This is a genomic window from Pseudomonas sputi (assembly GCF_021603585.1).
GTDB classification, from domain to species: Bacteria; Pseudomonadota; Gammaproteobacteria; order Pseudomonadales; family Pseudomonadaceae; genus Aquipseudomonas; species Aquipseudomonas sputi.
In genome coordinates this window covers 231,832-256,700 of the sequence record NZ_BQHI01000002.1, presented here as the reverse complement: position 1 = coordinate 256,700, position 24,869 = coordinate 231,832, and the positions used below count along the sequence as shown (strand labels likewise).

Annotated in this window: 21 protein-coding genes, 6 tRNA genes and 1 pseudogene; 9 read left to right on the top strand and 19 right to left on the bottom strand. The window is 60.7% G+C overall.

The genetic code is table 11. From position 1 onward, the window contains the following. Position 1: 1 nt before the first annotated feature. From lpxK to L6D81_RS03750, 4 genes are all read right to left on the bottom strand, one after another. Positions 2-1,012 carry a tetraacyldisaccharide 4'-kinase gene (gene lpxK / locus L6D81_RS03765; RefSeq protein WP_236177945.1) on the bottom strand — a complete coding sequence of 337 codons (1,011 nt, stop codon included), beginning with the start codon at positions 1,010-1,012 and terminating at the stop codon, positions 2-4. After that, positions 1,012-1,440 carry an ExbD/TolR family protein gene (locus L6D81_RS03760; protein WP_236177944.1) on the bottom strand — a complete coding sequence of 143 codons (429 nt, stop codon included), beginning with the start codon at positions 1,438-1,440 and terminating at the stop codon, positions 1,012-1,014. The genes lpxK and L6D81_RS03760 overlap by 1 nt, the downstream gene beginning before the upstream one ends. Continuing rightward, positions 1,437-2,072 carry a MotA/TolQ/ExbB proton channel family protein gene (locus tag L6D81_RS03755; protein ID WP_170928977.1) on the bottom strand — a complete coding sequence of 212 codons (636 nt, stop codon included), beginning with the start codon at positions 2,070-2,072 and terminating at the stop codon, positions 1,437-1,439. The genes L6D81_RS03760 and L6D81_RS03755 overlap by 4 nt, the downstream gene beginning before the upstream one ends. Positions 2,073-2,150: 78 nt before the next feature. Next, positions 2,151-4,394 (bottom strand): DNA internalization-related competence protein ComEC/Rec2, encoded by a 2,244-nt coding sequence (locus L6D81_RS03750; RefSeq protein WP_236177943.1) that lies wholly within the window; start codon positions 4,392-4,394, stop codon positions 2,151-2,153. A 136-nt stretch (positions 4,395-4,530) separates the two neighbouring features. On the opposite strand from L6D81_RS03750, the gene L6D81_RS03745 reads away from it, so the two are divergent. Further along, entirely contained in the window at positions 4,531-5,049 is a 519-nt protein-coding gene (locus L6D81_RS03745; protein WP_236177942.1) for a DUF2062 domain-containing protein, read from the top strand. A 54-nt stretch (positions 5,050-5,103) separates the two neighbouring features. Here L6D81_RS03745 and L6D81_RS03740 read toward each other — a convergent pair whose 3' ends face one another. From L6D81_RS03740 to L6D81_RS03725, 4 genes are all read right to left on the bottom strand, one after another. Further along, positions 5,104-5,883, bottom strand: coding sequence for an ABC transporter permease (locus L6D81_RS03740; RefSeq protein ID WP_011335453.1), 780 nt, complete (start codon positions 5,881-5,883; stop codon positions 5,104-5,106). Continuing rightward, a complete protein-coding gene (locus L6D81_RS03735; RefSeq protein WP_236177941.1) occupies positions 5,880-6,812 on the bottom strand; it encodes an ABC transporter ATP-binding protein in 933 nt (310 codons plus the stop codon). Before L6D81_RS03735 ends, L6D81_RS03740 begins: the two co-directional genes overlap by 4 nt. 133 nt (positions 6,813-6,945) lie before the next feature. Further along, positions 6,946-7,569: a glutathione S-transferase family protein gene (locus tag L6D81_RS03730; RefSeq protein WP_236177940.1), complete on the bottom strand. Its 624-nt coding sequence runs from the start codon at positions 7,567-7,569 to the stop codon at positions 6,946-6,948. 43 nt (positions 7,570-7,612) lie between these two features. Then, complete coding sequence (locus tag L6D81_RS03725; RefSeq protein WP_236177939.1) at positions 7,613-8,272, bottom strand: transglutaminase-like domain-containing protein; 660 nt, start codon at positions 8,270-8,272, stop codon at positions 7,613-7,615. Between the two features lie 248 nt (positions 8,273-8,520). Between L6D81_RS03725 and L6D81_RS03720 the strand changes: the two genes are divergently transcribed. After that, entirely contained in the window at positions 8,521-10,968 is a 2,448-nt protein-coding gene (locus L6D81_RS03720; protein ID WP_236177938.1) for an acyl-CoA dehydrogenase, read from the top strand. 74 nt (positions 10,969-11,042) lie between these two features. Beyond that, the gene (locus L6D81_RS03715) at positions 11,043-11,450 is read left to right on the top strand and encodes a PA2817 family protein (protein WP_007950758.1); all 408 of its coding nucleotides are present in this window, start codon (positions 11,043-11,045) and stop codon (positions 11,448-11,450) included. Between the two features lie 58 nt (positions 11,451-11,508). Here L6D81_RS03715 and L6D81_RS03710 read toward each other — a convergent pair whose 3' ends face one another. Beyond that, complete coding sequence (locus tag L6D81_RS03710; RefSeq protein WP_236177937.1) at positions 11,509-12,504, bottom strand: LysR family transcriptional regulator; 996 nt, start codon at positions 12,502-12,504, stop codon at positions 11,509-11,511. 90 nt (positions 12,505-12,594) lie between these two features. On the opposite strand from L6D81_RS03710, the gene L6D81_RS03705 reads away from it, so the two are divergent. The 4 genes from L6D81_RS03705 to L6D81_RS03690 all read left to right on the top strand — a co-directional run bounded on the left by L6D81_RS03705 (position 12,595) and on the right by L6D81_RS03690 (position 16,657). Then, a complete protein-coding gene (locus tag L6D81_RS03705) occupies positions 12,595-13,221 on the top strand; it encodes an alanyl-tRNA editing protein (protein ID WP_236177936.1) in 627 nt (208 codons plus the stop codon). Between the two features lie 90 nt (positions 13,222-13,311). After that, a complete protein-coding gene (locus L6D81_RS03700) occupies positions 13,312-14,082 on the top strand; it encodes a 2OG-Fe(II) oxygenase (RefSeq protein ID WP_236177935.1) in 771 nt (256 codons plus the stop codon). A 1-nt stretch (position 14,083) separates the two neighbouring features. Further along, the gene (locus L6D81_RS03695) at positions 14,084-14,722 is read left to right on the top strand and encodes a LysE family translocator (RefSeq protein WP_011335460.1); all 639 of its coding nucleotides are present in this window, start codon (positions 14,084-14,086) and stop codon (positions 14,720-14,722) included. A 195-nt stretch (positions 14,723-14,917) separates the two neighbouring features. After that, on the top strand, positions 14,918-16,657 hold the full coding sequence (locus L6D81_RS03690; protein WP_236177934.1) for a dipeptidase: 1,740 nt from the start codon (positions 14,918-14,920) through the stop codon (positions 16,655-16,657). Positions 16,658-16,782: 125 nt separating this feature from the next. On the opposite strand, the gene L6D81_RS03685 is transcribed toward L6D81_RS03690, so the two are convergent. The 6 genes from L6D81_RS03685 to L6D81_RS03660 all read right to left on the bottom strand — a co-directional run bounded on the left by L6D81_RS03685 (position 16,783) and on the right by L6D81_RS03660 (position 17,407). Beyond that, positions 16,783-16,858, bottom strand: a tRNA-Gly gene (locus L6D81_RS03685). A 2-nt stretch (positions 16,859-16,860) separates the two neighbouring features. Continuing rightward, positions 16,861-16,936: transfer RNA gene (locus L6D81_RS03680), tRNA-Glu, on the bottom strand. A 58-nt stretch (positions 16,937-16,994) separates the two neighbouring features. Then, positions 16,995-17,070: transfer RNA gene (locus L6D81_RS03675), tRNA-Gly, on the bottom strand. A gap of 3 nt (positions 17,071-17,073) precedes the next feature. Beyond that, positions 17,074-17,149: transfer RNA gene (locus tag L6D81_RS03670), tRNA-Glu, on the bottom strand. A 104-nt stretch (positions 17,150-17,253) separates the two neighbouring features. After that, a tRNA-Gly gene (locus tag L6D81_RS03665) sits at positions 17,254-17,329 on the bottom strand. 2 nt (positions 17,330-17,331) lie between these two features. Continuing rightward, a tRNA-Glu gene (locus L6D81_RS03660) sits at positions 17,332-17,407 on the bottom strand. A gap of 388 nt (positions 17,408-17,795) precedes the next feature. On the opposite strand from L6D81_RS03660, the gene L6D81_RS03655 reads away from it, so the two are divergent. After that, positions 17,796-18,554: a hypothetical protein gene (locus tag L6D81_RS03655; RefSeq protein ID WP_236177933.1), complete on the top strand. Its 759-nt coding sequence runs from the start codon at positions 17,796-17,798 to the stop codon at positions 18,552-18,554. 606 nt (positions 18,555-19,160) lie between these two features. Here the strand turns inward: L6D81_RS03655 and L6D81_RS29655 are convergent. The 4 genes and pseudogenes from L6D81_RS29655 to L6D81_RS03640 all read right to left on the bottom strand — a co-directional run bounded on the left by L6D81_RS29655 (position 19,161) and on the right by L6D81_RS03640 (position 23,591). After that, complete coding sequence (locus L6D81_RS29655; protein ID WP_373874287.1) at positions 19,161-20,024, bottom strand: methyl-accepting chemotaxis protein; 864 nt, start codon at positions 20,022-20,024, stop codon at positions 19,161-19,163. Further along, a pseudogene (locus L6D81_RS29650) lies at positions 20,022-20,246 on the bottom strand (HAMP domain-containing protein); the annotation flags it as partial. The gene L6D81_RS29655 and the pseudogene L6D81_RS29650, both read right to left, overlap by 3 nt. Before the next feature lie 987 nt (positions 20,247-21,233). Continuing rightward, positions 21,234-22,634, bottom strand: coding sequence for an aminotransferase-like domain-containing protein (locus L6D81_RS03645; protein ID WP_236177931.1), 1,401 nt, complete (start codon positions 22,632-22,634; stop codon positions 21,234-21,236). Between the two features lie 195 nt (positions 22,635-22,829). Continuing rightward, positions 22,830-23,591 (bottom strand): SDR family oxidoreductase, encoded by a 762-nt coding sequence (locus L6D81_RS03640; protein ID WP_007917441.1) that lies wholly within the window; start codon positions 23,589-23,591, stop codon positions 22,830-22,832. Between the two features lie 228 nt (positions 23,592-23,819). Here L6D81_RS03640 and L6D81_RS03635 point away from each other — a divergent pair, with 228 nt between their 5' ends. Beyond that, complete coding sequence (locus L6D81_RS03635; RefSeq protein ID WP_236177930.1) at positions 23,820-24,824, top strand: NADP-dependent oxidoreductase; 1,005 nt, start codon at positions 23,820-23,822, stop codon at positions 24,822-24,824. Positions 24,825-24,869: the final 45 nt, after the last annotated feature.

Genomic DNA, 24,869 nt, shown 5'->3' with positions numbered 1-24,869 from the left:
ATTAAGGCAAAAGACGATCCGGCAACAGGCGCATCAACTGCGTGTCGAACCAGGCCACGAAGGCCGGCGACGGCACGGCATCGACCGCCAGGTACCACCAGTCGGTGGCGGCGAAGGCACGGCACTTCACCGCGTCCTTTTCAGTCATCACCACTGGCAATGACGGCGTAAAACTCAAGGCCTGCACGCTGTATTCGGCGTGGTCGGCGAAGGCGTGGGGCACTGGCCGCCAGTCTAGCGCTTCGAGGGTATTGAAGAAACGTTGCGGGTTGCCGATCCCGGCCACTGCGTGCACGGCCTGACCGGGCGGAAAATGATCGAGCGGCCGGCGTTCGCCGCTGCGCAGATTGACCAGCGCCGAGGGCTGCAGACGGAAGGCGAAACCGCCGTCGCGATCCTCAGGGGCACCGTTGAACAGCACCCCGTCAACGCTTTGCAGGCGTTCGACCGGTTCACGCAGGGGGCCGGCGGGCAGGCAACGCCGGTTGCCAAGCCCACGGGCAGCGTCGATCAGCACCAGTTCCAGATCCCGCGCGAGGCGGTAATGCTGCATGCCGTCATCGGACAGGATCAGGTCCAGCGGCTCGCTGTCCAGCAGCGCTCTGACGGCGGCGCTGCGGTCAGGGTCGATCATCAGCGGTACCCCCGTGCGCTGCACGATCAGCAACGGCTCGTCGCCGGCAATGTCGGCAGTCTGATCAGACTCGACCCGCCATGGCAAGTGCGCCGGTTTGGCGCCATAGCCACGGCTGACCACGCCGACCCGCAGCCCGTGGCGTCGGCAGTGCTCGATCAGCCACAGGATCATCGGTGTCTTGCCGGTGCCGCCGACGGTGATATTGCCGACCACGATCACTGGCACCGGGGATTGATAGATCTCGCCCTCACCGTCGAGAAAACGCTGACGCTTGCCGGCCACAACGCGGCGATACAGCCACTCCAGCGGCCGCAACAGCGTCAGGGCCGGGTGCCCCTGATACCACGCGGCGAGCAGACGATCGGACATGGCCATCAGGATTTGGGCGCCGCCTCGACCGTCGTCATGCGCAGATGGCTGAAACCGAGCTTGCCGGCCGCATCCATGGCGGTGATCACGGATTGATGCTGAGCCTTGCCGTCAGCACTGATCGACAACGGCATGCTGGTGTCGCCGTTGGCTTCTTTCTGCATGGCTTCCATCAGGGTGGCCAGATCGTTCTTCGGCAGAATCTTGTTGTTCACCGAGAACACGCCTTCGGCGCTGATGGCCACGTCCAGTTGCTTGACCTGCTGATCCTCGGCCGGCGAGCCGCTGACCGCTTCCGGCAGATCGACGCGCAACTGGGTTTCGCGGGTGAAGGTGGTGGTCACGACGAAAAACAGCAACAGAATGAACACCACGTCGATCAGCGACGCGAGGTTGATGTCGATCGTTTCCCGGGGCTTGCGACGGAATTTCACGCTTTGCCCCCGGCCAGATCGACGTCACGGTCGCCCTGCACCACTTCCACCAGTTTGATTGCTTCCTGCTCCATGCCCACCACCAGTTCATCGATGCGGCGTTGCAGGAAACGGTGGAAGAACACCGCCGGAATACCGACCATCAGGCCCGCAGCAGTGGTGATCAGCGCCTTGGAAATACCGCCGGCCAGCACCGCTGCATTGGTGCTCATGCCGGAACCGGTGAAGGCGCTGAAAATGTCGATCATGCCCAGCACCGTACCCAGCAGACCCAACAGCGGCGACATGGCGGCAATGGTGCCCAGCGCGCTGACGTAGCGTTCGAGCTCGTGAATGACCCGGGCGGCGGCCTCTTCGATGCACTCCTTCATGATCTCGCGACCATGCTTGGAGTTGGCCAGACCCGCGGCGAGGATTTCCCCCAGCGGCGAGTTGGCGCGCAATTCCTTGAGTTTTTCCTTGTTGAGCTGCTTGTCCTTGATCCAGACCCAGACCTGACCCAGCAGATGCTCAGGGGTGACGCGACTGGCGCGCAGGGTCCACAGGCGCTCGGCGACGATCGCCATGGCGGCGATGGAACTCAGAATGATCGGCAACATCATCCAGCCGCCGGATTTGACCAATTCCCACACAGTGACAGCCCCCTCGAAAAAGTGCGCCACTTTACCATACCGGTTCGCGATAAAGACCCGTCGCCCCGACGACCGTGCTCAATGGTACTCCGCCCCCGACAACGGCGGGGCGCGCCAGAAGCGGCGTTGTTGACGCATCGAGCCGGCCGGCTGAAACCGCCCCAATTGCAGATGAATGGCGCCCTGCTCGGCACTGTCATGGGTATGTATTCCCTGTTTGCGGTAACGGGCAATGACCGTCGGGTGTGGATGGCCGAACGAGTTGCCCTGCCCCCGGGAAATCAGCACGGCCCGAGGCTGCAAAACCTTGAGCAAGGCCATTGATGATGAACTGCGGCTGCCATGGTGCGGGGCTTGCAGCCACTGGGTGGGAACCGCCAGCGGGCTGTTGAGCAAGTCCCGCTCGGCGGCGCTGTCGATATCACCGGTCAGCAGTAACCGCTCACCATTGGCTTCGATCTGCAGGACGCAGGAACGCTGGTTGCTGTCGTGGGCGTCAGCCCATTGCCATAAATGAAAGGTAACGCCGTCCCACTGCCATTGCCGGCCGCTTTCACAGGCCTCGGCGTTCAGCGCGTCGGGCAGCCCCGGCGGGTCGCCACTGATGACCCGGCTGACCGGCAAACCTTTCGCCACCGCGAGTGCGCCACCCGCGTGATCGGCATCGGCATGACTGAGCAGCATCAGGTCGAGGTGTTCCACACCCAGTTTGCGCAAAGCCGGCAGCACCACTCGCTCACCGAGGTCCAGGTCACCGAAACGCGGACCGCTGTCGTACAGCAAGGTGTGGTTGCGGGTGCGGATCAGAATCGCCAGGCCTTGGCCGACATCCAGTTGCCAGACATCAGCCATACCTTCGGCCAGCCGCTCCCGCGGCGGAAACACCAGCACCAGCAGCAACGGCCAGCCCAATGGACGCAAAGGAATGCCTCGGGGCAGTAATAACAGCACTGCCCCCATGCAACCCAGCACCAGGATCCACCCCGGCATCGACGCTGCGACCCACGCCGGCCAGTGCCCGGCAATCAGGGCCAGTGCCCGGAACAACCCGTCGATCAGCCCGCCGGCCAACCACAGCAGCCCTTCCCCGACAGAAGGGATCGGCAACAACAAAGTGCCCAGCAACGCCGGCGGCAATACCGCGAAACTGACCCACGGCACTGCCAGCAGATTGGCCAGTGGCCCACTGAGACTGATCGGCAGGCTCAACGCCAGCAGCACCGGGCACAAGCCGATCGCGATCAACCACTGCGCACGTGTCCAGGTTTGCCACCAGCGCCACGGCCCCAGCCGGCCGCCGAAGGTGAAAATCAACACAGCCACCGCCGCGAATGACAGCCACAACCCCGGCCGCAGGCTGGCCAGAGGATCCATCAGCAACACACCGTTGAAGGCCAACAGCAATGGCCACCATGCGCCGAGGTGGCGAAAGCGCAAACGCCACAACAGCACCAGCGCAACCATCACGCAGGCCCGCCGCACCGGCACGTCGAAACCGGCCAGCAGGCCGTAACCCAGCGCCGCCGCGAACGCCAGACCGCACGCCCAGGGCAGCCAGGGCCAACGCAATGGCCAAAAGCCGAATCGCGCCAACCCGGCGACCAGCGCGTACATCAACGCTGCCAACAGCCCGATGTGCTGGCCGGAAATCACCAGCAGGTGCACGGTGCCGGTGTCCTGCAAGGTCTGCCAGTCCTCGCGACCGAGTCCCGAACCATCGCCGAGCACCAACGCGGCCAGGGCGCCGTTACGCCCCTGGGCGTCCACGGCAAGCAGGCGCTGACGAATGCCCTCGCGCCAGGCCCACTGCGCCGGCGCCAGACGCTGGCCATCCTTCACCGTTCCGGTGGCACCGATGCGCTGCGCCAACAGCCAGGCCTCGTGATCGAACGCATCCGGATTGAGCAGACCGCCAGGACGCTTGAGTTTGACCGCCAGTCGCCAGCGCTCACCACTGCTGACCGGAGGCCCGGCATACCAGGCCAGGCGCATCAGCGATGGCAGTTGCTCGTGACGTGAGCGGGCATCGGCCAGTTCGAACCGCACGACACCCTCGGCATTCTGCGGCAAGCCGACGACACGCCCTTCCACCCAACGCGTTTCACCATCCAGCCGGGAAGGCAGTCGATCATTCAACGCTAACTGCGCGTTGAAACCCGCCCATGTGAATCCAAGCAGTAAAAACGCCAGTGGATAGCTGCGAAACGGCAGCAGCATCAGCGCCACCCACGGCAACACCAGCCATAACCCGACCGGCGGCAAGGCCGGTAAAAAAACCGCAGCCAGCAGACCGACCGCCAGCGCCATCATCCCTGTGCGCATAAGCCCGTCCTTGAGAGTCCTACCTTCAGGCATAGCGGCTACGGGGCACGACCGTCGTTATCAATTGTCACAAAGTCTGAATGGGCGGTTCCTAGAATCCAGACATACTTGCCGCCTTAACCGACCGAGAAGCCTTATGCCCCGGCGCTTATTCAAACGTTACATGCCCGACCCGACGAGCATCAGGGAACACAAATCCTTACGCTTTCTCGGCACGTTGCTGCATGACCCGAACCTCTGGCATCTCAACCGACACTCGGTGGCCCGCGCCATGGCCGTCGGCCTGTTCGCTGCGTTCCTGCCGATTCCCGCGCAAATGCTGGTGGCCGCCGTCCTCGCGATCATGGTGCGCGGCAACATGCCGATTGCCGTCAGTCTGGTCTGGCTGACCAATCCGATCACCATGCCGGCGGTGTTTTTCTGCACTTATCAGGCTGGGGCCTGGCTGATGGATGTGCCCGCCCGCACGCTCCCCGACGAATTGACCTGGGAATGGATCAGCGGCGAGCTCTCGACCTTGTGGCAACCGTTTCTGCTGGGGTCGGTGGTGGTCGGGCTGGCACTGGGCGCCCTCGCCTACTGCCTGGTAATGATGTACTGGCGCTGGTGGGTGGCCCGGCAATGGGCGCGGCGCAAGAAAAGTCGCATGCGCTGAATGCAAAACGGCCTCCACTGTGGGAGGCCGTTTTTTATTGCAGCATTGAAGAAATCAGGTGCGCATTCCGCGCCCGCTCACCAACAACCGCGCACAACCGAAATACAGCACCACGGTCGCCACCAGCATGAAAGTGATCGCGATACCGATACGGATATCCGACACGCCGAGGATGCCGTAACGGAAGGCGTTGACCATATGCAATACCGGGTTGGCCAGCGACACGGTCTGCCAGAACGGCGGCAGCAAGGTGATCGAGTAGAACACGCCACCAAGATAGGTCAGCGGGGTCAGCACGAAGGTCGGGATGATCGAGATGTCATCGAAGTTGCGCGCAAACACCGCGTTGATGAAGCCCAGCAGCGAGAAGATCGTCGCCGTCAGCACCACCACCAGCACCGTCACGCCGAGATGATGCACCTGCAGATGGGTGAAGAACAGCGACAGAATCGTCACGATCACACCCACCATCAGGCCTCGCAAGACGCCACCAATGGTGTAACCGATCAGAATGGTGTGCGGTGACACCGGCGACACCATCAGTTCTTCGATGGAGCGCTGGAACTTGCTGCCGAAGAAACTCGACACCACGTTGCCGTAAGAGTTGGTGATCACCGACATCATGATCAGACCCGGCACGATGTACTCCATGTAGGTGAAGCCACCCATGTCGCCGATTTGCCGGCCGATCAGGTTACCGAAGATCACGAAGTACAACACCATGGTGATCGCCGGCGGCAGCAGGGTCTGCGGCCAGATCCGGGTGAAGCGTCTGACTTCGCGATAAACGATGGTATTGAGGGCAACGAGGTTGGGGCGCAGTTCGGAACTCATACCGCCACCTTCGACAGATTTTTCTCCACCAGGGACACGAACAGCTCCTCGAGGCGATTGGTTTTATTGCGCAGGCTCAGCACTTCGATGTTCTGCAGGGCCAGTTGGCCAAAGAGCGCAGTGATGCCCATGGTCTTGTCGACCTGGACTTCCAGGGTGTGTGCGTCTATCAACCGGGCCGGATACCCGACCAGTTGTGGCGCCATCGCCAGATCGCTCTTGAGGTCGAGCAGGAAGGTTTCCACATGCAACTGGCCGAGCAGCTGACGCATGCTGGTGTTCTCGACAATCGTGCCGTGGTCGATGATGCCGATGTTGCGGCACAACTGCTCAGCCTCTTCCAGGTAGTGGGTGGTGAGGATGATGGTGATGCCTTTCTGGTTCAGTTCGGTGAGGAATGTCCACATCGAACGGCGCAGTTCGATATCGACCCCGGCCGTCGGCTCGTCGAGGATCAGCAGACGCGGTTCATGCACCAGCGCACGGGCGATCATCAAACGACGCTTCATGCCGCCGGACAGCGAACGTGACGGCACATCGCGCTTGTCCCACAGGCCGAGCTGGGTCAGGTACTGCTCGGCGCGTTCCTTGGCGATCTTCGCCGGAATGCCGTAGTAGCCGGCCTGAGTCACGACAATGTCGAAGGTCTTTTCGAACTGATTGAAGTTGAATTCCTGGGGCACCACGCCGATGGAGCGCTTGAGCGCCGCCGGGTTCTTGTCCAGGTCGTGCCCAAAGATATTCACCGTGCCGCTGGTCTTGTTGACCAGGGTCGAGAGAATGCCGATGGTTGTGGATTTGCCGGCGCCGTTGGGGCCGAGCAAGGCGAAGAAGTCACCTTCGGCGACGTCCAGATCGATACCACTCAAGGCCTGGAACCCGTTGCCGTAGGTTTTGGTTAGCTGCCGGATGGACAGAGCGGAACTCATATCGGATTTACGCACCCAGTAAGGAAAAAAGGACTGATAAAAAGCCGGCGGCGAGGAAGACAACCGCAGCGCTCGAGCGCAATGGTGCTTGCCGTCGCCGCACAAGTACAGTCAAGTGTGTCGATAGTAGGTATTAATTCAACGCGGTCATGACCGCTTTGCGATAGGCCGGACGCTGTTTCAACCGCGCGTACCAGGCCTCAAGGTTCGGCTGTGGCGCGCGCTCGATCGGCATCTCGAACCAGGCATAAATGAAACTGCCCAGCGGGATATCACCCATGCCGATTTCACTCCCGGACAGATACGGCTGGTGCTTGAGCGCCTGATCGGCCATCGCCAGCAAGCCGTCACATTCCTTGATCGCCGCATGGATCGCCGGCCAGTCCTGCTTGTCCGCCGGAGTACGCAAAACGCCCCAGAACACCGTGCGAAACGGTCCTGCGAAACTGGACGTCGTCCAGTCCATCCACTTGTCAGCGGTGGCACGGGCCTGCGGATCCGCCGGATACCACGAGGTATCTGCTGCATGTTTGGCCAGCAGGTAACGCACGATGGCGTTGGATTCCCACAACACGAAACCGTCGTCCTGAATCACCGGCACCCGCCCGTTCGGGTTCATCGCCCGGTACTCCGGCGTGTCGACCACACCAAACGCGCCACCGGCATCGATGGCCTCGTAGGCCAGCCCGAGCTCTTCGGCCGCCCACAACGGTTTTCTGACATTCGACGAATTCTTGCGACCCCAGATCTTCAGCATGACCGCCTCTTTTCCAGTAAATGGGCAGGCAGCATACGCCGGATCAGAGACGGCTGACATCACTGTGCATGTCACCCAACAGCTGCGGTTGCCGGTCGCCGAAGAGGTGCGGGTAGCATTTTTCCAGGTGCTCGAAAAAGAAGGTTTCCGGCACATCGGTGAACGGGCCGTGATCGACCAGATACTCCATCAACTGCGCGCCATCGCGGTTGTACGGGTGGAAAACGCTGTCATGGATCCCGTCGAATTCCAGCGGCGCCACGTTGAACAGCTCACAGAGTTTCTGGTTGAACGCCGGCGTGGCCTTGACCCAGCGACCGTCGAGAAACAGTTCGGTGTAGCCGTGCATGGCGAACACGTCGCTGCGCAACAACTCGAGCAGACGCGGGGTCGACAGGTGATTGCGCACATCTGCCAGACCGATCCTCGCCGGGATCGCGCAATGCCGCGCACACCCGGCGAGCAAGGTGGACTTGGGCACGCAATAGCTTTCGCCGGTCGCCAGGGCGTAACTGCCGCGCAGGGTGTCCGGATCACGGCTGAAGGTGTAGGGGTTGTAGCGCACCGCCTCGCGCACCGCGTAATAAAGACTGATCGCCTGCGCGAGCGGATCGCGACTGGCACCACGGTGCTGCTCGGCGAACTCCACCACCGAGGGGTGGTCACTATCGATGAAGCGGCCGGGGCTCAGATACTCGTGCATGACGACATTCTCCTGATTGAGCCCCGAGTCTAGCGAGAGGTTCAGCACAGAGATAACGACGTTTCGGCCAAACATGCACGCAAAGACGCGCAAGCTGCGAACGATTTCCCACGCGTGTTGCCCACCGAACCTACAAAAGACATCCGGGGTTTCCCACGATTTCAATCACCTTGCTCTGACCGCCCCGTTTTGCAGATGCCGTCTAAGCTCTGAAGGGTCGGTTCGCCCTGGTTCACGGAGGATTAAATATGCTGTTGTTGTGGATACTGGTTCTGATCGTCGGCGTGGCATATCTGGCCCACCGGCGCATCGCCCCGCTGCCTGCACTGGGCATCGTTGCCGCTTACCTGCTGGCGATGGGGATTTTCAGCCACGCACCGGGCTGGTTGCTGCTGATTTTCTGGGTCGTGCTGGCCCTGGTGGCCGCCCCGCTGCTGTTGCCTGACCTGCGCCGCAAACACTTCACCGCGCCGCTGTTCAGCTGGTTCCAGAAAACCCTGCCGCCGATGTCGCAGACCGAACGCGACGCGATCGACGCCGGCACGGTGTGGTGGGACGGTGAACTGTTCAGCGGCCGCCCCGACTGGGACAAGCTGCTGTCCTATCCCAAGGTTCAATTGAGCGAAGAGGAACAGGCGTTCATCGACGGCCCGACCGAAGAACTCTGCGCCATGGTCACCGACTGGCAGATCGGCCAGTCGATGGACCTGCCGGCCGAAGCCTGGACCCACATCAAGGAACACGGTTTCTTCGCCCTGATCATTCCCAAGGAGTTCGGCGGCAAGGGTTTCTCCGCCTACGCCCACTCCCAGGTGGCGATGAAACTGGCGACCCGCAGCGGCGACCTCGCCTCCACCGTGATGGTGCCCAACTCCCTCGGCCCGGCCGAACTGCTGCTGCATTACGGCACCGACGAACAACGCAATCACTACCTGCCACGGCTGGCCCGGGGCGACGACATTCCGTGCTTTGCGCTGACCGGCCCGCTTGCCGGTTCCGACGCCGGCGCCATGCCCGACACCGGGATCATCTGCAAGGGCGAATGGGAAGGCCAGGAAACCCTCGGTCTGCGCCTGAACTGGGAAAAACGCTACATCACCCTCGGCCCGGTCGCGACCCTGCTCGGCCTGGCCTTCAAGGCCTACGACCCGGATCACCTGCTCGGCGACAAGGAAGACCTGGGCATCAGCCTCGCGCTGATCCCGACCGACACCCCCGGCGTGGAAATCGGTCGTCGCCACCTGCCGCTGGGCGCCGCGTTCATGAACGGCCCGAACTCCGGCAAGGACGTGTTCATCCCGCTGGACTTCCTCATCGGCGGCCAGGACATGCTCGGCAAAGGCTGGATGATGCTGATGAACTGCCTGTCGGTCGGGCGTTCGATTTCGCTGCCGGCAGTGGGCACCGGCGCGGCCAAGTTCACCAGCCTGGTCACCGGGCAGTACGCGCAGATTCGCGAGCAGTTCAACGTGCCGCTGTCCGCATTCGAAGGCATTCAGGAAGCCATGGCGCGGATCGGCGGCAACGCGTGGATGATGGACGCTGCGCGCATGCTGACTGCCAACGCAGTGGATCTGGGCGAGAAGCCTTCGGTGCTGTCGGCGATTCTCAAGTATCACCTCACCGAGCGCGGTCGCGAGTGCATCAGCCACGCGATGGATGTGCATGGCGGCAAAGCGATCATCATGGGCCCGAACAACTATCTGGGCCGCAGCTGGAACGGCGCTCCGATCTTCATCACCGTGGAAGGCGCCAACATTCTTTCGCGCAACCTGATGATCTTCGGCCAGGGCGCGATCCGCTGCCATCCGTTCGTGCTCAAGGAAATGGCCCTCGCCGGACGCGAAGACAAGGATCAGGCACTCAAGGAATTCGATGGCCTGCTGCTCAAGCACATCGGCTTTGCCGTGAGCAACGCCGCCAGCACCCTGGTGTTGAACCTTGGCCTCGGCAACTTCGAACACGCACCGGGAGACAAGCTCAGCCAGGGCTATTTCCGCGCGCTCAACCGCCAGGCTGCCGCGTTTGCCATGCTCGCCGACCTGAGCATGATGCTGCTGGGTGGCGAACTGAAACGCCGCGAGCGCCTTTCGGCGCGTCTGGGTGACGTGCTGAGCAACCTGTATCTCGCCTCGGCGGCGCTCAAGCGCTACCACGACCTCGATTCCCCGGCGTACATGGAACCGTTGTTCCGATGGGCCATGGAAGAAAGCCTCGGTCAGTCGGAAAAGGCGCTGGATGAACTGCTGACCAACTTCCCGAACCGGGTCTTTGGCTGCCTGCTGCGCGTGATCGTGTTCCCGTTCGGCCGCCGTCACAAAGGGCCTTCGGACAAACTCGGTGCCGAGGTAGCTGCAGTCATCGGCCGGGCCAAGGGCGATCCGGCGCTGGAAGAGCTGCTAGCCGGCTGCTATCGCCCGCAATCGGCAGACGATGCGGTCGGTGCGCTGCAACACGCCTGCGATCAGCTGAACGCTGCGCAACCGCTGCACAAGAAACTGCACACGTCACTCAAAAGCGGTCAGGTCAAACCGGTCGCCGGCGAACACGCCATCGATGCCGCACTGGAGGCCGGGGTGTTGCAGGCCGTGGAGGCCCAGACCCTGCGTGATGCCGAAGCGGCGCGGCGCAAGGTGATCGATGTCGATGATTTCGACAAGGAGCAACTCAAACCCGCGGAAGGCAAAATCCGCTGATCCCTTCAATCAGTGAAAAACGGGCGCGGGCGCTTTATACTCCCGCGCCCGTTTTGCTCTTGAGGACTTATCTCGTGTCCAACGTCGTTGCCGATCATCTGGTTTTGCTCGACCATCTGCGCAGTATCCTGGTCGCCGTAGGTGAGGCCGATCAGGTTCCCGAAGAAAGCCATGCCCTGTTCCTGGAGCGTTTCGACGAACTGCTGGCGTCACTGCCGATCGAACCGATCGAAAGCCAATACCTGGGCCAGGACATCCTGACTCAAGTGATTACCCGTTACCCGCAAATTGCCCACCTGATCCCGCGGGATCTGCTGTGGTTCTTCGCCGGCGACTGCCTGCATTACCTGTCCGACGAAGAAATCGACATGTATCAGGCGCTGGAAGAGCGCCGCTACGAAGCCGAACAGAACGACGAACCGTTCGACTGGAACCAGGAAAAACAGCTGCTGGCGATGTCCGCCCAGGACAGCAAGCACTGATTTTCGCCCAGTAAGAAAAAGGCCCCCATGGTGATCCATGCGGGCCTTTTTTCTCGCGCTAAAGCAGTCCTTCACTCTCGGGCAGTTCGTACTCTGCCAATGATTTTGAACCGCCAGACTTTCCCGGTTTGCTCAGGGTCGGCTCTTTCTGCAGACACTCCACCAGATAGTCGATGAACACCCGCAGCTTCGGCGGCAGATAGCGCGTCGGCGAGTGCAGCAACCACAATCCGCCGTGATAGGACGCCAGGAACGTCCAGTCCGGCAGCACCTGCACAATCAGCCCCTGCTCCAGTGCATAGCGAGCGGTGAAATACGGCAGGCTGCCAATACCGATATGCTGCAACACCGCGCCCAGACGCACGCCGGTGTGATTGGCGGCATACCGGCCGCGCACGCCGACGGTGACGGCTTTCGTGCCCTTCTTGAATTTCCAGCGCGCATCACTCGGAGTTTCACCCAGGTAAATGCAACTGTGATTGAGCAAGTCATGGGGATGAGTCGGCGTCCCGTGCTCAGCCAGGTATTGCGGCGTGGCGCAAAGCAAATGGTCGATGGTCAGCAGTTGTCGTCCGACCAGTCCGGCCGGTGGACGATCCGTGATGCGAATGGCCAGGTCGACATGGTCGTCGATCAGATCCACCTGGCGGTCTTCCAGCAACAGTTCCACATCGACCTTCGGATAGCGCCGCAGAAACTCCGGCATGTGCGGATGGATCACGAAACGCCCCACCGCTTTCGGCACGCTGACCCGCACCAGACCTTCGGCTTCGTGGGTGAACTGGCCGCTGATCTCCATCACCGACCTCGCTGCGCTGACCATTTCCTGGCAGCGCTTGAACACCTCTTCCCCGCCATCGCTCAAGCGCAATTTGCGTGTGGTGCGTTGCAGCAGCCGCGTGGCCAGCGCCTTCTCGAGCCGGGAAATACTGCGGCTGACCGCCGAGGGCGATGAGCCCAATTGGCGAGCGGCTTCGGAGAAACTGCCGGTCTCGACGACCTTGACGAAAATCGCCATTTCACCGAGCAGCGGCAAGGGAAGATTTATGCTCACAGCGCAACAGTCCTTTGATGTTTGAACGGATTATCACGTTATTGCACGATTCATATAATTAAAAAAGAAACTTTAATAAGGGCATGGAATATGACGCTTCGCCTCTTTTTCCATAGTGATGACCTCAAGGCCAATGTGGAAGTCCTCGACTGCACGCCCCAAGAGAACGAATTCGCCGTTGTGTTGCGCGCCACGCTTTTTCACCCCCAGGGCGGTGGCCAACCCTGTGATACCGGCTGGATCGGCGACAGCCAGGTGCTGCGCGTCGTCCAGGAACCGGACCGGATCCTTCATTTCGTCGATCAACCGGTGCCACTGGGCATGACCCAGATTCGCGTCGACGAAGAGCGCCGCCGCTTCAACACCCGCATGCACTCTGCGGGACATTTGATCGGCCACTTCGTCCAGGCCATGGGCTGGATGCCGATCAAGGCGCACCACTGGCCGGACGAGGGCCGGGTTCAATTCAAACCCGGAGATTCGGCTCAGGAGGTCGATGCGCAAACCGTTCAATACGGCATCGGGCAATGGATCGAACACGACCTGCCGCGCCTGACATCCCTGCGCGAAGGCGCGCGGGAAATCGGTTTCGGTGAACTGCCAGCCTATGGCTGCGGTGGCACCCATGTACGCAGCCTGAAGGATTTGGGCACAGTCACGATCGCGTCCCTTTCGCAGAAGAAAGGCACGCTGTCCGTCCACTACAGCGTGGATTGAGGATTTCGGACGCTGCCAGATGCAGCGCCCGACGCCGGGGGAACCGCGTTCGCCGGTTCCGTTGACTATTCGATAGATGGACCTGAAACCATGATGCTTGACGTCGAGCGTCTCGATGAGACGTGCATAAAAAAACTGGCCAACGAAGAAGTCCTCGCCATCCGCTTCAAAGGCTTTCTGCCCCAGGCGCAGGCGATCCAGATTGGCGACAAGATCCTCGCCCCCGGCTTCGAGGGCTACATCAACGCCCCCAGCATCGGCCGCATCGGCATGGCGTTCTACGAGGCGGAAAACCAGCCGTTGCTGATCGAAGATTATTTCGAGCGCGCCGCCAGCAACATCGCAGAGCTGCGTAACCGCTGCGCGCCCTATTCGTCGCCCGTCGACACCTTGCGTTGCATGCTCGACGAATCCTGGCCGGCGGGCGCCCATCTGGAAAACCTCTACGGTCGCAAAATGTACGTCGGGCTGTCCCGAGTGGTGAAACCGGGCGTGTGCTTTCTGGCTCATCACGACATCTTCGCCAAGGATGCCCCGGAGAGTTTTCAGGCGCGCAGTCTGGAGGCGCAGTTCGCCTGCAACGTCTACCTCAACATGCCGACCGAAGGCGGCGCATTGCAGATGTGGGAAGACGACATTTCCCCGGACCGCTTCGACGAAATGCGCGGCGACAGCTACGGCATCGACCCGGCGCTGCTCGGCCCGCCCGCCCTCGAAATACGCCCGGAACCGGGGGATTTCATCATGTTCAATTCGCGTCGCATGCACTCGGTGACGCCGGGTGTGGCCGATCCGCGCTTGAGCCTTTCGTTTTTTGTCGGCTATCGCGGCAACGCTTCACCCCTGACTTTCTGGAGCTGAAATGACATCGAATTACCTGGGCGAGTTTCTGGCGCTGGCCACCATTCACTTTCTGGCCGTGGTCGCTCCCGGCCCGGACTTCGCCGTGACCATCCGCCAGAGTGTGCGCTTCGGCCGACTGGTCGGCATCTGCACGGCACTGGGCATCGGCGCGGGAATTTCCGTGCACGTGCTGTACACCCTGCTGGGCGTCGGCGCCCTGATGCACACCACGCCGTGGTTGCTGACTGTCGCCAAAGTGGTCGGCGGTGCTTACATTCTTTATCTGGGCGTCAGCCTGATCCGCAGCAAACCCAAGACGACAATGGAAGGCGAAAAGACCAGCGATGAACCACTGGTTGAACAATCGCTGTTCAAAGCGTTTTCCACCGGTTTCCTGACCAACGCCACCAACCCCAAGGCCACACTGTTTTTCCTGGCGATCTTCACCACGATCATCAGCGCCAGCACACCGCTGCAAATCCAGGCGCTGTACGGGTTGTGGATGTGCGGGGTGAATGCGTTGTGGTTCGTGATCGTTGCGCTGTTCTTTTCCAGCAGTAAAGTGCGCGTGCTGTTCATGCGCATGGGCCACTGGTTCGAGCGCAGCATGGGGGTGATTCTGATCCTGTTTGCCGGGCGTCTGGTGTTGTCGATGTAAATACGCTGATCGGAGAAGCCCGATCCAGACAGACTGGACGGGCTTTTTCGATTCTGCGCCGCTTTTGCATTTTTGTGCGACGCGTCCCACTTCGGGGACTCCCCTCGCACGCTCGTGTGGTGGTAGTTTGCGAGACCGTCTGACGCTTCGGTCAGACAACTCCTTCTCACCGCCTGCAAAGGAATGCCCTTAGCAATGGATTTTTCACTCAAGCAACTGGCCGCGTCGACGCTGATTCTGGCCAGCCTCTCGTCCGTCACATTGCCCGCCCACGCCAACCTTAGCGAACAACAGAGCGCAACCCTCCTCAAGACATTCAATGAGGCAAAGGTCAGTGACTTCAGAGCATTTCTCGGTGATCTGGCCAAGAACGACCTGAGCAAGATCGACAATCTGCGCCCGACCATCAGCGCCTTCCTCGACAACAAGACACTGACTGTCGAACAACAGAACGAAATTCATCGACTGCTCGGTCTCTACACCCGCGTGAAGTACGGCAAAGCCGCCCTGGAAACCCTGCGCGAACTGGTGGAAATCCCGACCTTCCGCAAGGACGGTGTCGATCAGCACGACAACCCCGAATTCATCAAGATCGCTGGCAAGATCAAGGATCTGGCTGAGTCTTTCGGCCTGAAGTATCGCAACGTCGACAACCGCGTCTACGAAATCTCCCTCGACGGCAGCGGCAAGGACGTCGTCGGCATTCATGCTCACGCCGACGTGGTGCCGGTAACGCCGGAAAACTGGGTGCTCAAGGACGGCACCAAACTCGACCCGTTCAAGGTCACGCTGATCGGCGACCGCATGTACGGCCGAGGCACCGAGGACGACAAAAACGGCATCGTCGTGACGCTGTATGCCATGAAGGTGATCAAGGAAGAGAAGCTGCCACTGGCGCGCAATTTCAAACTGCTGGTGGACACCACCGAAGAAACCACCGGTGACGCGATTCCCTACTACTTCGAACGCAACCCGACGCCCGAGTACAACCTGGCACTGGACGGCGGCTATCCCGTAGTGATCGCGGAAAAAGGTTACGGCACCGTCATGGCCAAGTTCGCCAAGCGCAACGCAGAGGGCAAAGGCGCGGAAATCACCTCAATGACCGGTGGCCTGGCGACCAACCAGATTCCATCGGTTTCCGTAGCCACTCTGGTGACTGACAAACCTGCCGAGCTGGCGGCCAGCCTGCAAAAGGCCGGCACTGAATACGCCAAGCGCAATGGTGGCGATTTCGAAGTGAACGCCACGGTCGATGGCAACGACGTCAAACTCACCGTTACCGGTGTTTCCGCGCACTCGTCCGAGCCGGAATCCGGCGTCAACCCGGTTGCCCGTATGCTGGACTTCATCCACAGCGTGGACGGCAAGATCGCCTTCAAGCACAACCACATCACCGACGCTGCCCGTTACGCCGCCGACAACTGGGGCCTGGATTACAAGGGCAGCAAACTGGGCGTTGGTTTCGCCGATGCTTTCATGGGCCCGCTGACCACCTCCCTGACCTACGTCGGCATGGACGACAAAACCTTCAAACTCGCGGTCAACCTGCGCGTGCCGAAGGGCAAGTCGCCGGAAGTGCTCAAGCGCGAAATCGCCGACAAACTGGCGACCTGGAGCAAGAAAACCCATGTCGCGGTCAACTTCGACTATTCGATCGCCGAACCGATGTATCGCAACCCTGAAGGCGAGTGGGTCAAGGCACTGTTGGCCGTGGCCACCGAAAACCTGGGCATGAAGCATGAATTCGGCACTTCGGCCGGCGCCACCTCGGTGCACGAACTGCCAAACGGCGTGCAATTCGGCCTGGCGCGACCGGAGGTCAAGTACACCGGTCATACCGATGGCGAATTCAAGACCGTTGACCAGTTCCTGTTGGACCTGCAGATCGTCACCGAAATGATGGGACGCATCGGGCAATTGCCGAAACTCTGATCGCGCAACGGGCTCGCCACATTGGCGGGCCCACAAAAAAAGGACCGCGAGGTCCTTTTCTATTGCCTGACAAAAAACGCACAAACAAAAACGCCGCTCATCACTGAGCGGCGTTTTTGTGAATCTGGAGCGGGAAACGAGACTCGAACTCGCGACCCCGACCTTGGCAAGGTCGTGCTCTACCAACTGAGCTATTCCCGCAATGGCGTCCCCTAGGGGACTCGAACCCCTGTTACCGCCGTGAAAGGGCGGTGTCCTAGGCCACTAGACGAAGGGGACAGGCTACAACTTTCACTAATAAAAACGCCGCTCTTTGCAAAGCGGCGCTTTTTGAATTTGGAGCGGGAAACGAGACTCGAACTCGCGACCCCGACCTTGGCAAGGTCGTGCTCTACCAACTGAGCTATTCCCGCAAATGGCGTCCCCTAGGGGACTCGAACCCCTGTTACCGCCGTGAAAGGGCGGTGTCCTAGGCCACTAGACGAAGGGGACACGCTACCCGGAACACATGGTGTGTGTTTCGGTGTCCAGATCCGCCTCCGAAGATTAGGTTCTGGTTTCACTCAGCACCGCCCTGAAGCGTTGCTGTTTAAAATTGGAGCGGGAAACGAGACTCGAACTCGCGACCCCGACCTTGGCAAGGTCGTGCTCTACCAACTGAGCTATTCCCGCATTGGCGTCCCCTAGGGGACTCGAACCCCTGTTACCGCCGTGAAAGGGCGGTGTCCTAGGCCACTAGACGAAGGGGACACACTACAACATTCACTCCCTGCCGCGTTTCGCTGTGTGCTTTACGCTGCAAGTGGCGCGCATTCTATGGATGGATTGAAAGGTCGTCAACCCCCAGATATAAATTTATTTAAATCAATGACTTCGCCCCCCTTTACGCGCTGTTTCCGGCTTTTGCGTCGCCCGGCGATTGACGCCTATATTCCGACACTCGCCAAGGCGTTATAGTCCACGGCACAGGTGATGGCAATCTGCACCCCAAGGGCCAGCATTTATATAAGCGGCTCCCTGGCCGATACAGATACAGCTTCGCCGATCCAAACCCGTCGAGCGGCGCTAGGCTCCTGTATGCCAAGCCACTACACTCGCACGCGAACCCTATAAAGAGGTCTTACCGGTGACACCACTCATGATCACCCTGCTAGTCATAGCCGGGATCGCAATCTTGATCGCCATTGGCTACATGAACCATGTGGTGGAAAACACCAAACTGGAGAAGGCCCGCACCAAGGTCGAACTCAACGACCGCCTGCGCCGTTGCGGCGAACTGACCGAAACCTTCCCCGGCCAGTTCATGACCCCGGCCCTCAAGCTGCTCCTGACGCGTCTGGAGCTGAACGTCTGTCAGCGCCTGCTGAACCTGGAAAAAACCAGCGCCACCACCAAGGCCCGCATCACCGAACTGAGCGCTCTCGTCGCCCAGGGCGAATCGATCCCGGTCAACAACCCGCCGGCCTCGATCCAGACCGAAGCCAAAGCAAAAGACGTCCGCTTCCTCCTCGAAGCCCTCCACGGCCAGATCACCCGCGCCGCCCAGGACGGCTTCCTGCCACCGAACGAAGCCAAACACTGGATCCGTGAAGTACGCCACATCCTCGTACTGCTGCACATCGAGTTCTTCAACAACCTCGGCCAGCACGCCCTCCAGCAAAACCAGCCAGGCCAGGCCCGCCTCGCCTTCGAACGCGGCGTGCAATACCTGCGCAAACAGCAGGACCCGCAAATCTACGCCGAACAACTCCAATACCTGGAAAAGCTCCTGGCCCGCGCCAACGCCCAGGTCATGGACAAGATCGCCCCGGTCGAAGGCGAAGAAAACCAACTGACTGCCGGCCTCAAAGATGTCGAGGCTGATGCGGACTGGAAGAAGAAAGTGATTTACGACTGAGTGCAGTCAAAGAGAGAAGCCACCGGGAGGTGGCTTTTTTATGCCTGAAAGAAGAAGATCAAAAGCTCTCCCTCACCCTAGCCCTCTCCCGGAGGGAGAGGGCTAGGGTGAGGGAGAGGTACGCCGACGTGAAAGACCGAGTCGCACTCGGGTTTTGAAACGCATGCAACCCAACTCACTCTGCTGCACCTTGCACCGTCTGAATCCTCTGCGTTTTCTACTCTTGCTTCTGCTTTGGCTTCGGCTTCCCACCACTCAACACAATGAGCGTTAGCTTGAGTACCGCTTTTGACGTACCGGCCCCATCGGAAGGCTGAGTGGAGGGATTTATCCGGGGGTGGGAGCGCAGCGACCGTGCGGCGAAGCCGCATGCATCGAGAGGAGGTGCAGCGAAGCAAACCGTAGGCGATGCCCCCGGATGAATCCCGGAACGAAGGAACCCCGAGCCCCAGCGAGGGGCCGAACGCCGGGGCCCAGACCTTTGGTTCCTTTGGGGCGTTTGCCAAAGGGACTCGCCGTAAGGGCGAAACCGCCAGCCGGAGCACCCGTAGAAACGGATATGAACGCAATAAAACGCGAACCTGGTCGGCCCAAAGGCCGCCAAGGTCAAAGCCGAAAGTGCCCCACCATCCCCCGCAACTCACTCCCCAACTGCGCCAGCTCAACACTCGAAGCCGCATTCCCACGCATGGCAATAGAAGACTGATCCGCACTCGCCCGAATACTCGTCACACTGCGATTAATCTCCTCGGCCACCGAACTCTGCTCCTCGGCCGCCGCCGCAATCTGCTGGTTCATCTGCTGAATCAACGAAACCGCCGCCGCAATACTCCCCAGCGCACTTTCCGTCTGCAACGCATCACTCACCGCCAGCTTCACCAGTTCGCCACTGCTCTGAATCTGCTGCACCGACGAATGCGCCGCCGAGCGCAAGGCGCTGACCAGCCGCTCGATTTCTTCGGTTGACTGCTGCGTGCGCCGGGCCAGCGCCCGCACTTCATCGGCGACCACCGCAAAGCCCCTGCCCTGCTCGCCCGCCCGCGCCGCTTCAATCGCCGCGTTGAGCGCCAGCAGGTTGGTCTGCTCGGCGACACTCTTGATCACCTCCAGCACCGTGCCGATGTTCTGGATTTGCGCACTGAGGCTTTCGATGCTCGAACTGGCCGAGGTCGCCGAATCGGCCAGTTGCTCGATCCGCGCCATGCTCTGACGCACCACCTGCTGACCGCTTTCGACCTTGCCATCAGCGGTCTGCGCTGCGAGCGCCGCTTCCTCGGCGTTACGCGCCACATCGTGAACGGTGGCGGTCATCTGGTTCATCGCCGTGGCGACCTGTTCGGTTTCCTCTTTCTGGCTGCTGACCTCAAGGTTGGTCTGCTCGGTCACCGCCGACAGCGATTGCGCCGAACTGGCCAACTGTTCGATACCCGCCTGCAACCCGCTGACAATCGAGCTCAGCCCCGCGCCCATCTGCCGCATGGCCAGCATCAATTGGCCGATTTCGTCACGGCGGGAGACCTCGATCGTTGCACTCAGATCACCGGCCGCAATCTGTTGCGCCACATGAATCACGCTGCGCAACGGTGCAACGATCAGCCGGGTAATCACCCACGCCGCAATCAGCCCGACCAGCAACGCCAGCGCCGATGAGCCAATGATCAAAACCGAATTCTTTTTCAGTTCGCCCTGCATGGCGCCGTCTTGCGCGACATACGCCTGATCGACCCGCGCCACGACTTCGTCGGCCCGCTGGTGCAACTGTTGATAGACAGTCTTTTCCTGGGCCAACAATCCGGTGTACTCGGCCAGCTTGTCGCTGAACCCGGCAATGTGCCCGGACACTTCATTGAGCACCGTCAGGTAACCCTCGTCCTTGACTGTGGATTTGAGCTGTTCGGCCTGAACCTGAGCCTGAGCGGCCTGCTCGATATTGCCCTGGCCTGCGCTGTCATCACCCTTGCGGCTTTGATCCAGGCGTACCCGCGCTTCATTCATCGCCTGCAACATCAAGCGTGAGACCTGGTTGACCTGACCGGCCTGCTCGATGAATTGCGCCCCGTCCTTGCCCTCGCTGTCTTTCAGGGTGTAAGCGCCGTCGTCAGCCAGACCGGCCTGCAATACATCGAGATTGTTGGCAACACTGGACACCGACCAACTGGCCATTTCCAGCGCCAGGTCCTTGGCCTGGGACAACGAGACAAATTCATCGAACGCCTTGCGATAGGCAATCAGTGACTGCTCGACGTCGCTCATCACCGATACATTCGCCGACGATTGCGCCTTGAGCCCATTGGCCATGACGATCAGGCCGTCGACACCTTCATGCAAGGCATCGACGGTTTTCGGGTTGCCGTGCAAGGCGTAGTCCTGCTCCAGCAGACGCACCTTGAGCAAACCGCTGTTGAGCGATGACATCTGCTTGAGGCCGTCGAAGCGCTGACTGATGGTTTGCAGGGACCAGACGCCGATGGCCGCCACCAGTGCGGTCAGCAACAACACCAGCACAAACCCGATACCCAGTTTTTTTGCCATACCGAGGTTGGCAAAACGTCCTTGCACGGCCGAAATCATTGCGCGTAGTCCCCTGCCATAGTCTGTTGCTGAAGATTCGCAACGGCCTTGAAGCAGCACAAGTCTCTGGCGTCGGAATAATGGCAAAAAGCTACGCACGCGTCGTTTTCAGAACGCTGGAGGTCGATCCACGGCCGTGCTGCGAAAAAACTGTCTTGCCCGAGGGTCACAGGCGTAAGCCACGTTGATGCGTTGCCAGTCGCAGGCCTCACCACTGGGGCTGAACGACGTGGCGCAAGACAACTGCACTCCGCAGCGCAAGGCATGCCTGCGCAAATGTGCCTCATCGGCCCAAGGCGCGCGCGTCCAGATGAACAGCCCTCCCGTGGGCTTGCCGAACACTTCCCAGTCTGCATCCTCCAGGACCTGCAAGACTGCCGCACGATCGGTGCTGAGGCGCTGACGCTGACGCTGCACCAGTTTGCGATAGGCACCACTGGCCAGCAGACCGGCCAGCACCGCCTCAGAAAACCTTGAGGTACCCATGCAACTGACCATCTTGACCCGCGCCATCCGCTCGATCAGCGCTCCATCGGCCATCACGAAACCCACCCGCAGCGAGCTGCTCAGGGTCTTGGAAAAACTGCCGACGTAAATCACCCGCCCCTCATCATCCAGTGCTGCCAGTCGAGTGCCGCTGCCGTTGTGCAGATCCGCGTAGACATCGTCTTCGATCAGCCGCAGATCATAGAGCCTGCTCAACTGCAGAATGCGTCGGGCAACTGCCGGCAGCAGGCAACTTCCCGTGGGATTGTGGTGGTGACTGTTGATGAATAACGCGCTGGGCCGAAACTGCTGCAGCAACGACTCAAGCGCCTCGACATCCGGCCCGACCGCCGTGCGGCGAACCTCCAGCATACGCACGCCATGCAAGCGCAGCAGATCGAACAGCGGCGCATAACCCGGGGTTTCTACCACAACCCAATCACCGGCCTTGAACAAGGTCCGCACGATCAGGTCCAGTGCGTGGCTGGCGCCGGCGGTGGTCATCACCTGTTCTTCAGCGGCCTTGATATTCAGCACCCCCAGGCGCCTGACGATCTGTTCGCGCAACGCCTGCAGGCCCAGAGGGGGGCTGTAGTTGAACAGGCTGGCCATGTCGGCGCGTGTCACCTCGCGGATCGCATAGGCGAGATCATCGGGTTCGCGCCAACTCTCCGGCAGGACGCCGCTTCCCAACGTCAAACCTCCGCGCCATCGGGAGACAGGGTCGCCCCCGCTGCGCTCCCCATCGCACACGGAGCCATCGATCGGCTTGCAGCACGCCGGCAACGAAGCCGCCACGATGAAACCCGAGCCCTGGCGCGAAGCCAGAACCCCTTGCGCCACCAGCCGTTCGCAGGCTTCCATGACGCAGGACTGGCTGAGCAGATTGCACCGTGCGATATGGCGTACGGAGGGCAGGCGCGTCGTTGGCGGCACCTGGCCTTGCATGATCCACTCGGTCAACCCGTCAACAATCTGCTGTACGACCGGCACCATTGCCTGTCGGTCAATTCTCAATTCCATGAGCACGCAAACTCCTGTCCGTTTTGCTGGCGGCAGTAAATCACAGCCATGCCCTCGAAGCTGTGCGACAAAACCGCCAAAAACCTCCGTTCTCACCATTTGAAACACATTGTTTAGCGGATTCACGGAACCGCCCCCAAGGCGAAAAAAAACCCGCCAGCGGGCGGGCTCCTTCATGCGTCGAGCAATTCCGTTTCAGAAGGCGGTCACGCCACCATCCACGGCCAGCGAATGGCCGGTGGTAAACGCCGCACCATCACTGCACAGATACAGCACGGCGCTGGCAATTTCCTCGACCTTGCCGATGCGGCCGACCGGGTGCATGGCGTTGGCGAATTCGCCTTTTTTCGGGTCTGCCTCGTAGGCGCGACGGAACATGTCGGTGTCAATCACCGCCGGGCATACGGCGTTGACGCGGATTTTCTTCTTGGCGTATTCGATCGCAGCCGACTTGGTCAGGCCGATCACCGCATGCTTGGAAGCTGCGTAGATACTCATCTTCGGCGCAGCGCCCAATCCAGCCACCGATGCGGTGTTGACGATCGCCCCGCCGCCCTGAGCCAGCAGCAACGGCAACTGGTATTTCATGCACAGCCAGACGCCCTTGACGTTGACGCCCATGATCGCATCGAACTCGTCCATCGAGCCTTCGGCCAGTTTGCCCTTCTCGATCTCGATCCCGGCGTTGTTGAAGGCATAGTCAAGACGACCGTAGGTATTGATCACCTCGTCCATCAGATTTTTCACTTCGCTTTCGACGGTCACGTTGCAGCGCACGAAGGTCGCTTCGCCACCGGCTGTACGAATCAGCGCCACGGTGCCCTCGCCCCCGGCCGCATCCAGATCGGCCACCACCACTTTCAGACCTTCGGCAGCGAATGCCTGGGCCGTCGCACGGCCAATGCCGTTGGCAGCGCCGGTGACGACGGCTACCTGACCGGAAAACGTCATGCTCATTGTTATGTCCTCGAATGCGGGGGAATGGATGGAGGCAGCATAGCCACAGGGGCCTGAGTGACGTCAGCACTATCAAAAGGCCGGTTAGGCTTTCATGAATCGCAGTGATGAAACCCAGGCCGGCACTATCACCGTACTGGATCAGCCTGCATTCGCCCGGTGAGCCAACCTTGCGACATCGCTCCTGAAGGTCTATCAACAAGGCTTCATTCAATTCGAGTGCCTGTCATGACCAACCAGACCAATCGCCAGTTCCTGCTCGCCAAACGCCCGGTGGGCGCCGCCACCCGCGAGACCTTCACCTATCAGGAAGTCCCGGTCGGCGAACCGGCGGCGGGGCAGATTCTGGTCAAGAACGAATACCTGTCCCTCGACCCGGCCATGCGCGGCTGGATGAACGAAGGCAAATCCTACATCCCGCCGGTGGGTCTGGGCGAAGTCATGCGCGCATTGGGCGTCGGCAAAGTCATCGCGTCGAACAACCCGGAGTTTGCGGTCGGGGACTACGTCAACGGTGCCCTGGGCGTGCAGGATTATTTCCTCGGAGAGCCAAGAGGTTTCTACAAGGTCGATCCGAAACTGGCACCGCTGCCGGTTTACCTGTCCGCACTGGGCATGACCGGCATGACCGCCTACTTCGCGCTGCTCGATGTCGGCGCGCCGAAGGCCGGTGACACCGTGGTGCTGTCCGGCGCAGCAGGTGCGGTAGGCAGCATCGCCGGGCAGATTGCCAAGATCAAAGGCTGTCGGGTGGTCGGCATCGCCGGCGGCGCTGACAAATGCAAGTTCCTGATCGATGAACTGGGCTTTGACGGCGCCATCGACTACAAGAGCGAGGACGTGCTGGCCGGTCTCAAGCGCGAATGCCCGAAAGGCGTGGACGTATATTTCGACAACGTCGGCGGTGACATCCTCGACGCCGTACTCAGCCGTATCAACCTGAAAGCACGCGTCGTGATCTGCGGCGCGATCAGCCAGTACAACAACAAGGAAGCAGTCAAAGGCCCGGCCAACTACCTGTCCCTGCTGGTCAACCGCGCACGGATGGAAGGTTTCGTGGTGATGGATTACGCCGCGCAGTACGCCAGCGCCGCCCAGGAAATGGCTGGCTGGATGGCCAAGGGTCAGCTCAAGAGCAAGGAAGACATCGTCGAAGGCCTGGAAACGTTCCCGGAAACCCTGGGCAAACTGTTCAGCGGCGAGAACTTCGGCAAGCTGGTGTTGAAGGTCTGAAAACAACGAAGGGAGCCATCGGGCTCCCTTCATTGCATCTTCAGC

Excerpts from the sequence above, each read along its gene's own strand:
- L6D81_RS03740 (WP_011335453.1), bottom strand. The coding sequence starts at position 5,883 with ATGAGTTCCGAACTGCGCCCCAACCTCGTTGCCCTCAATACCATCGTT.
- L6D81_RS03725 (WP_236177939.1), bottom strand. The coding sequence starts at position 8,272 with ATGCACGAGTATCTGAGCCCCGGCCGCTTCATCGATAGTGACCACCCC.
- L6D81_RS03745 (WP_236177942.1), top strand. The coding sequence starts at position 4,531 with ATGCCCCGGCGCTTATTCAAACGTTACATGCCCGACCCGACGAGCATC.
- L6D81_RS03635 (WP_236177930.1), top strand. The coding sequence starts at position 23,820 with ATGACCAACCAGACCAATCGCCAGTTCCTGCTCGCCAAACGCCCGGTG.
- L6D81_RS03645 (WP_236177931.1), bottom strand. The coding sequence starts at position 22,634 with ATGGAATTGAGAATTGACCGACAGGCAATGGTGCCGGTCGTACAGCAG.
- L6D81_RS03655 (WP_236177933.1), top strand. The coding sequence starts at position 17,796 with ATGATCACCCTGCTAGTCATAGCCGGGATCGCAATCTTGATCGCCATT.
- L6D81_RS03690 (WP_236177934.1), top strand. The coding sequence starts at position 14,918 with ATGGATTTTTCACTCAAGCAACTGGCCGCGTCGACGCTGATTCTGGCC.
- L6D81_RS03695 (WP_011335460.1), top strand. The coding sequence starts at position 14,084 with ATGACATCGAATTACCTGGGCGAGTTTCTGGCGCTGGCCACCATTCAC.
- L6D81_RS03750 (WP_236177943.1), bottom strand. The coding sequence starts at position 4,394 with ATGCGCACAGGGATGATGGCGCTGGCGGTCGGTCTGCTGGCTGCGGTT.
- L6D81_RS29655 (WP_373874287.1), bottom strand. The coding sequence starts at position 20,024 with ATGGGCGCGGGGCTGAGCTCGATTGTCAGCGGGTTGCAGGCGGGTATC.
- lpxK (WP_236177945.1), bottom strand. The coding sequence starts at position 1,012 with ATGGCCATGTCCGATCGTCTGCTCGCCGCGTGGTATCAGGGGCACCCG.
- L6D81_RS03730 (WP_236177940.1), bottom strand. The coding sequence starts at position 7,569 with ATGCTGAAGATCTGGGGTCGCAAGAATTCGTCGAATGTCAGAAAACCG.
- L6D81_RS03700 (WP_236177935.1), top strand. The coding sequence starts at position 13,312 with ATGATGCTTGACGTCGAGCGTCTCGATGAGACGTGCATAAAAAAACTG.
- L6D81_RS03705 (WP_236177936.1), top strand. The coding sequence starts at position 12,595 with ATGACGCTTCGCCTCTTTTTCCATAGTGATGACCTCAAGGCCAATGTG.
- L6D81_RS03720 (WP_236177938.1), top strand. The coding sequence starts at position 8,521 with ATGCTGTTGTTGTGGATACTGGTTCTGATCGTCGGCGTGGCATATCTG.
- L6D81_RS03640 (WP_007917441.1), bottom strand. The coding sequence starts at position 23,591 with ATGAGCATGACGTTTTCCGGTCAGGTAGCCGTCGTCACCGGCGCTGCC.
- L6D81_RS03735 (WP_236177941.1), bottom strand. The coding sequence starts at position 6,812 with ATGAGTTCCGCTCTGTCCATCCGGCAGCTAACCAAAACCTACGGCAAC.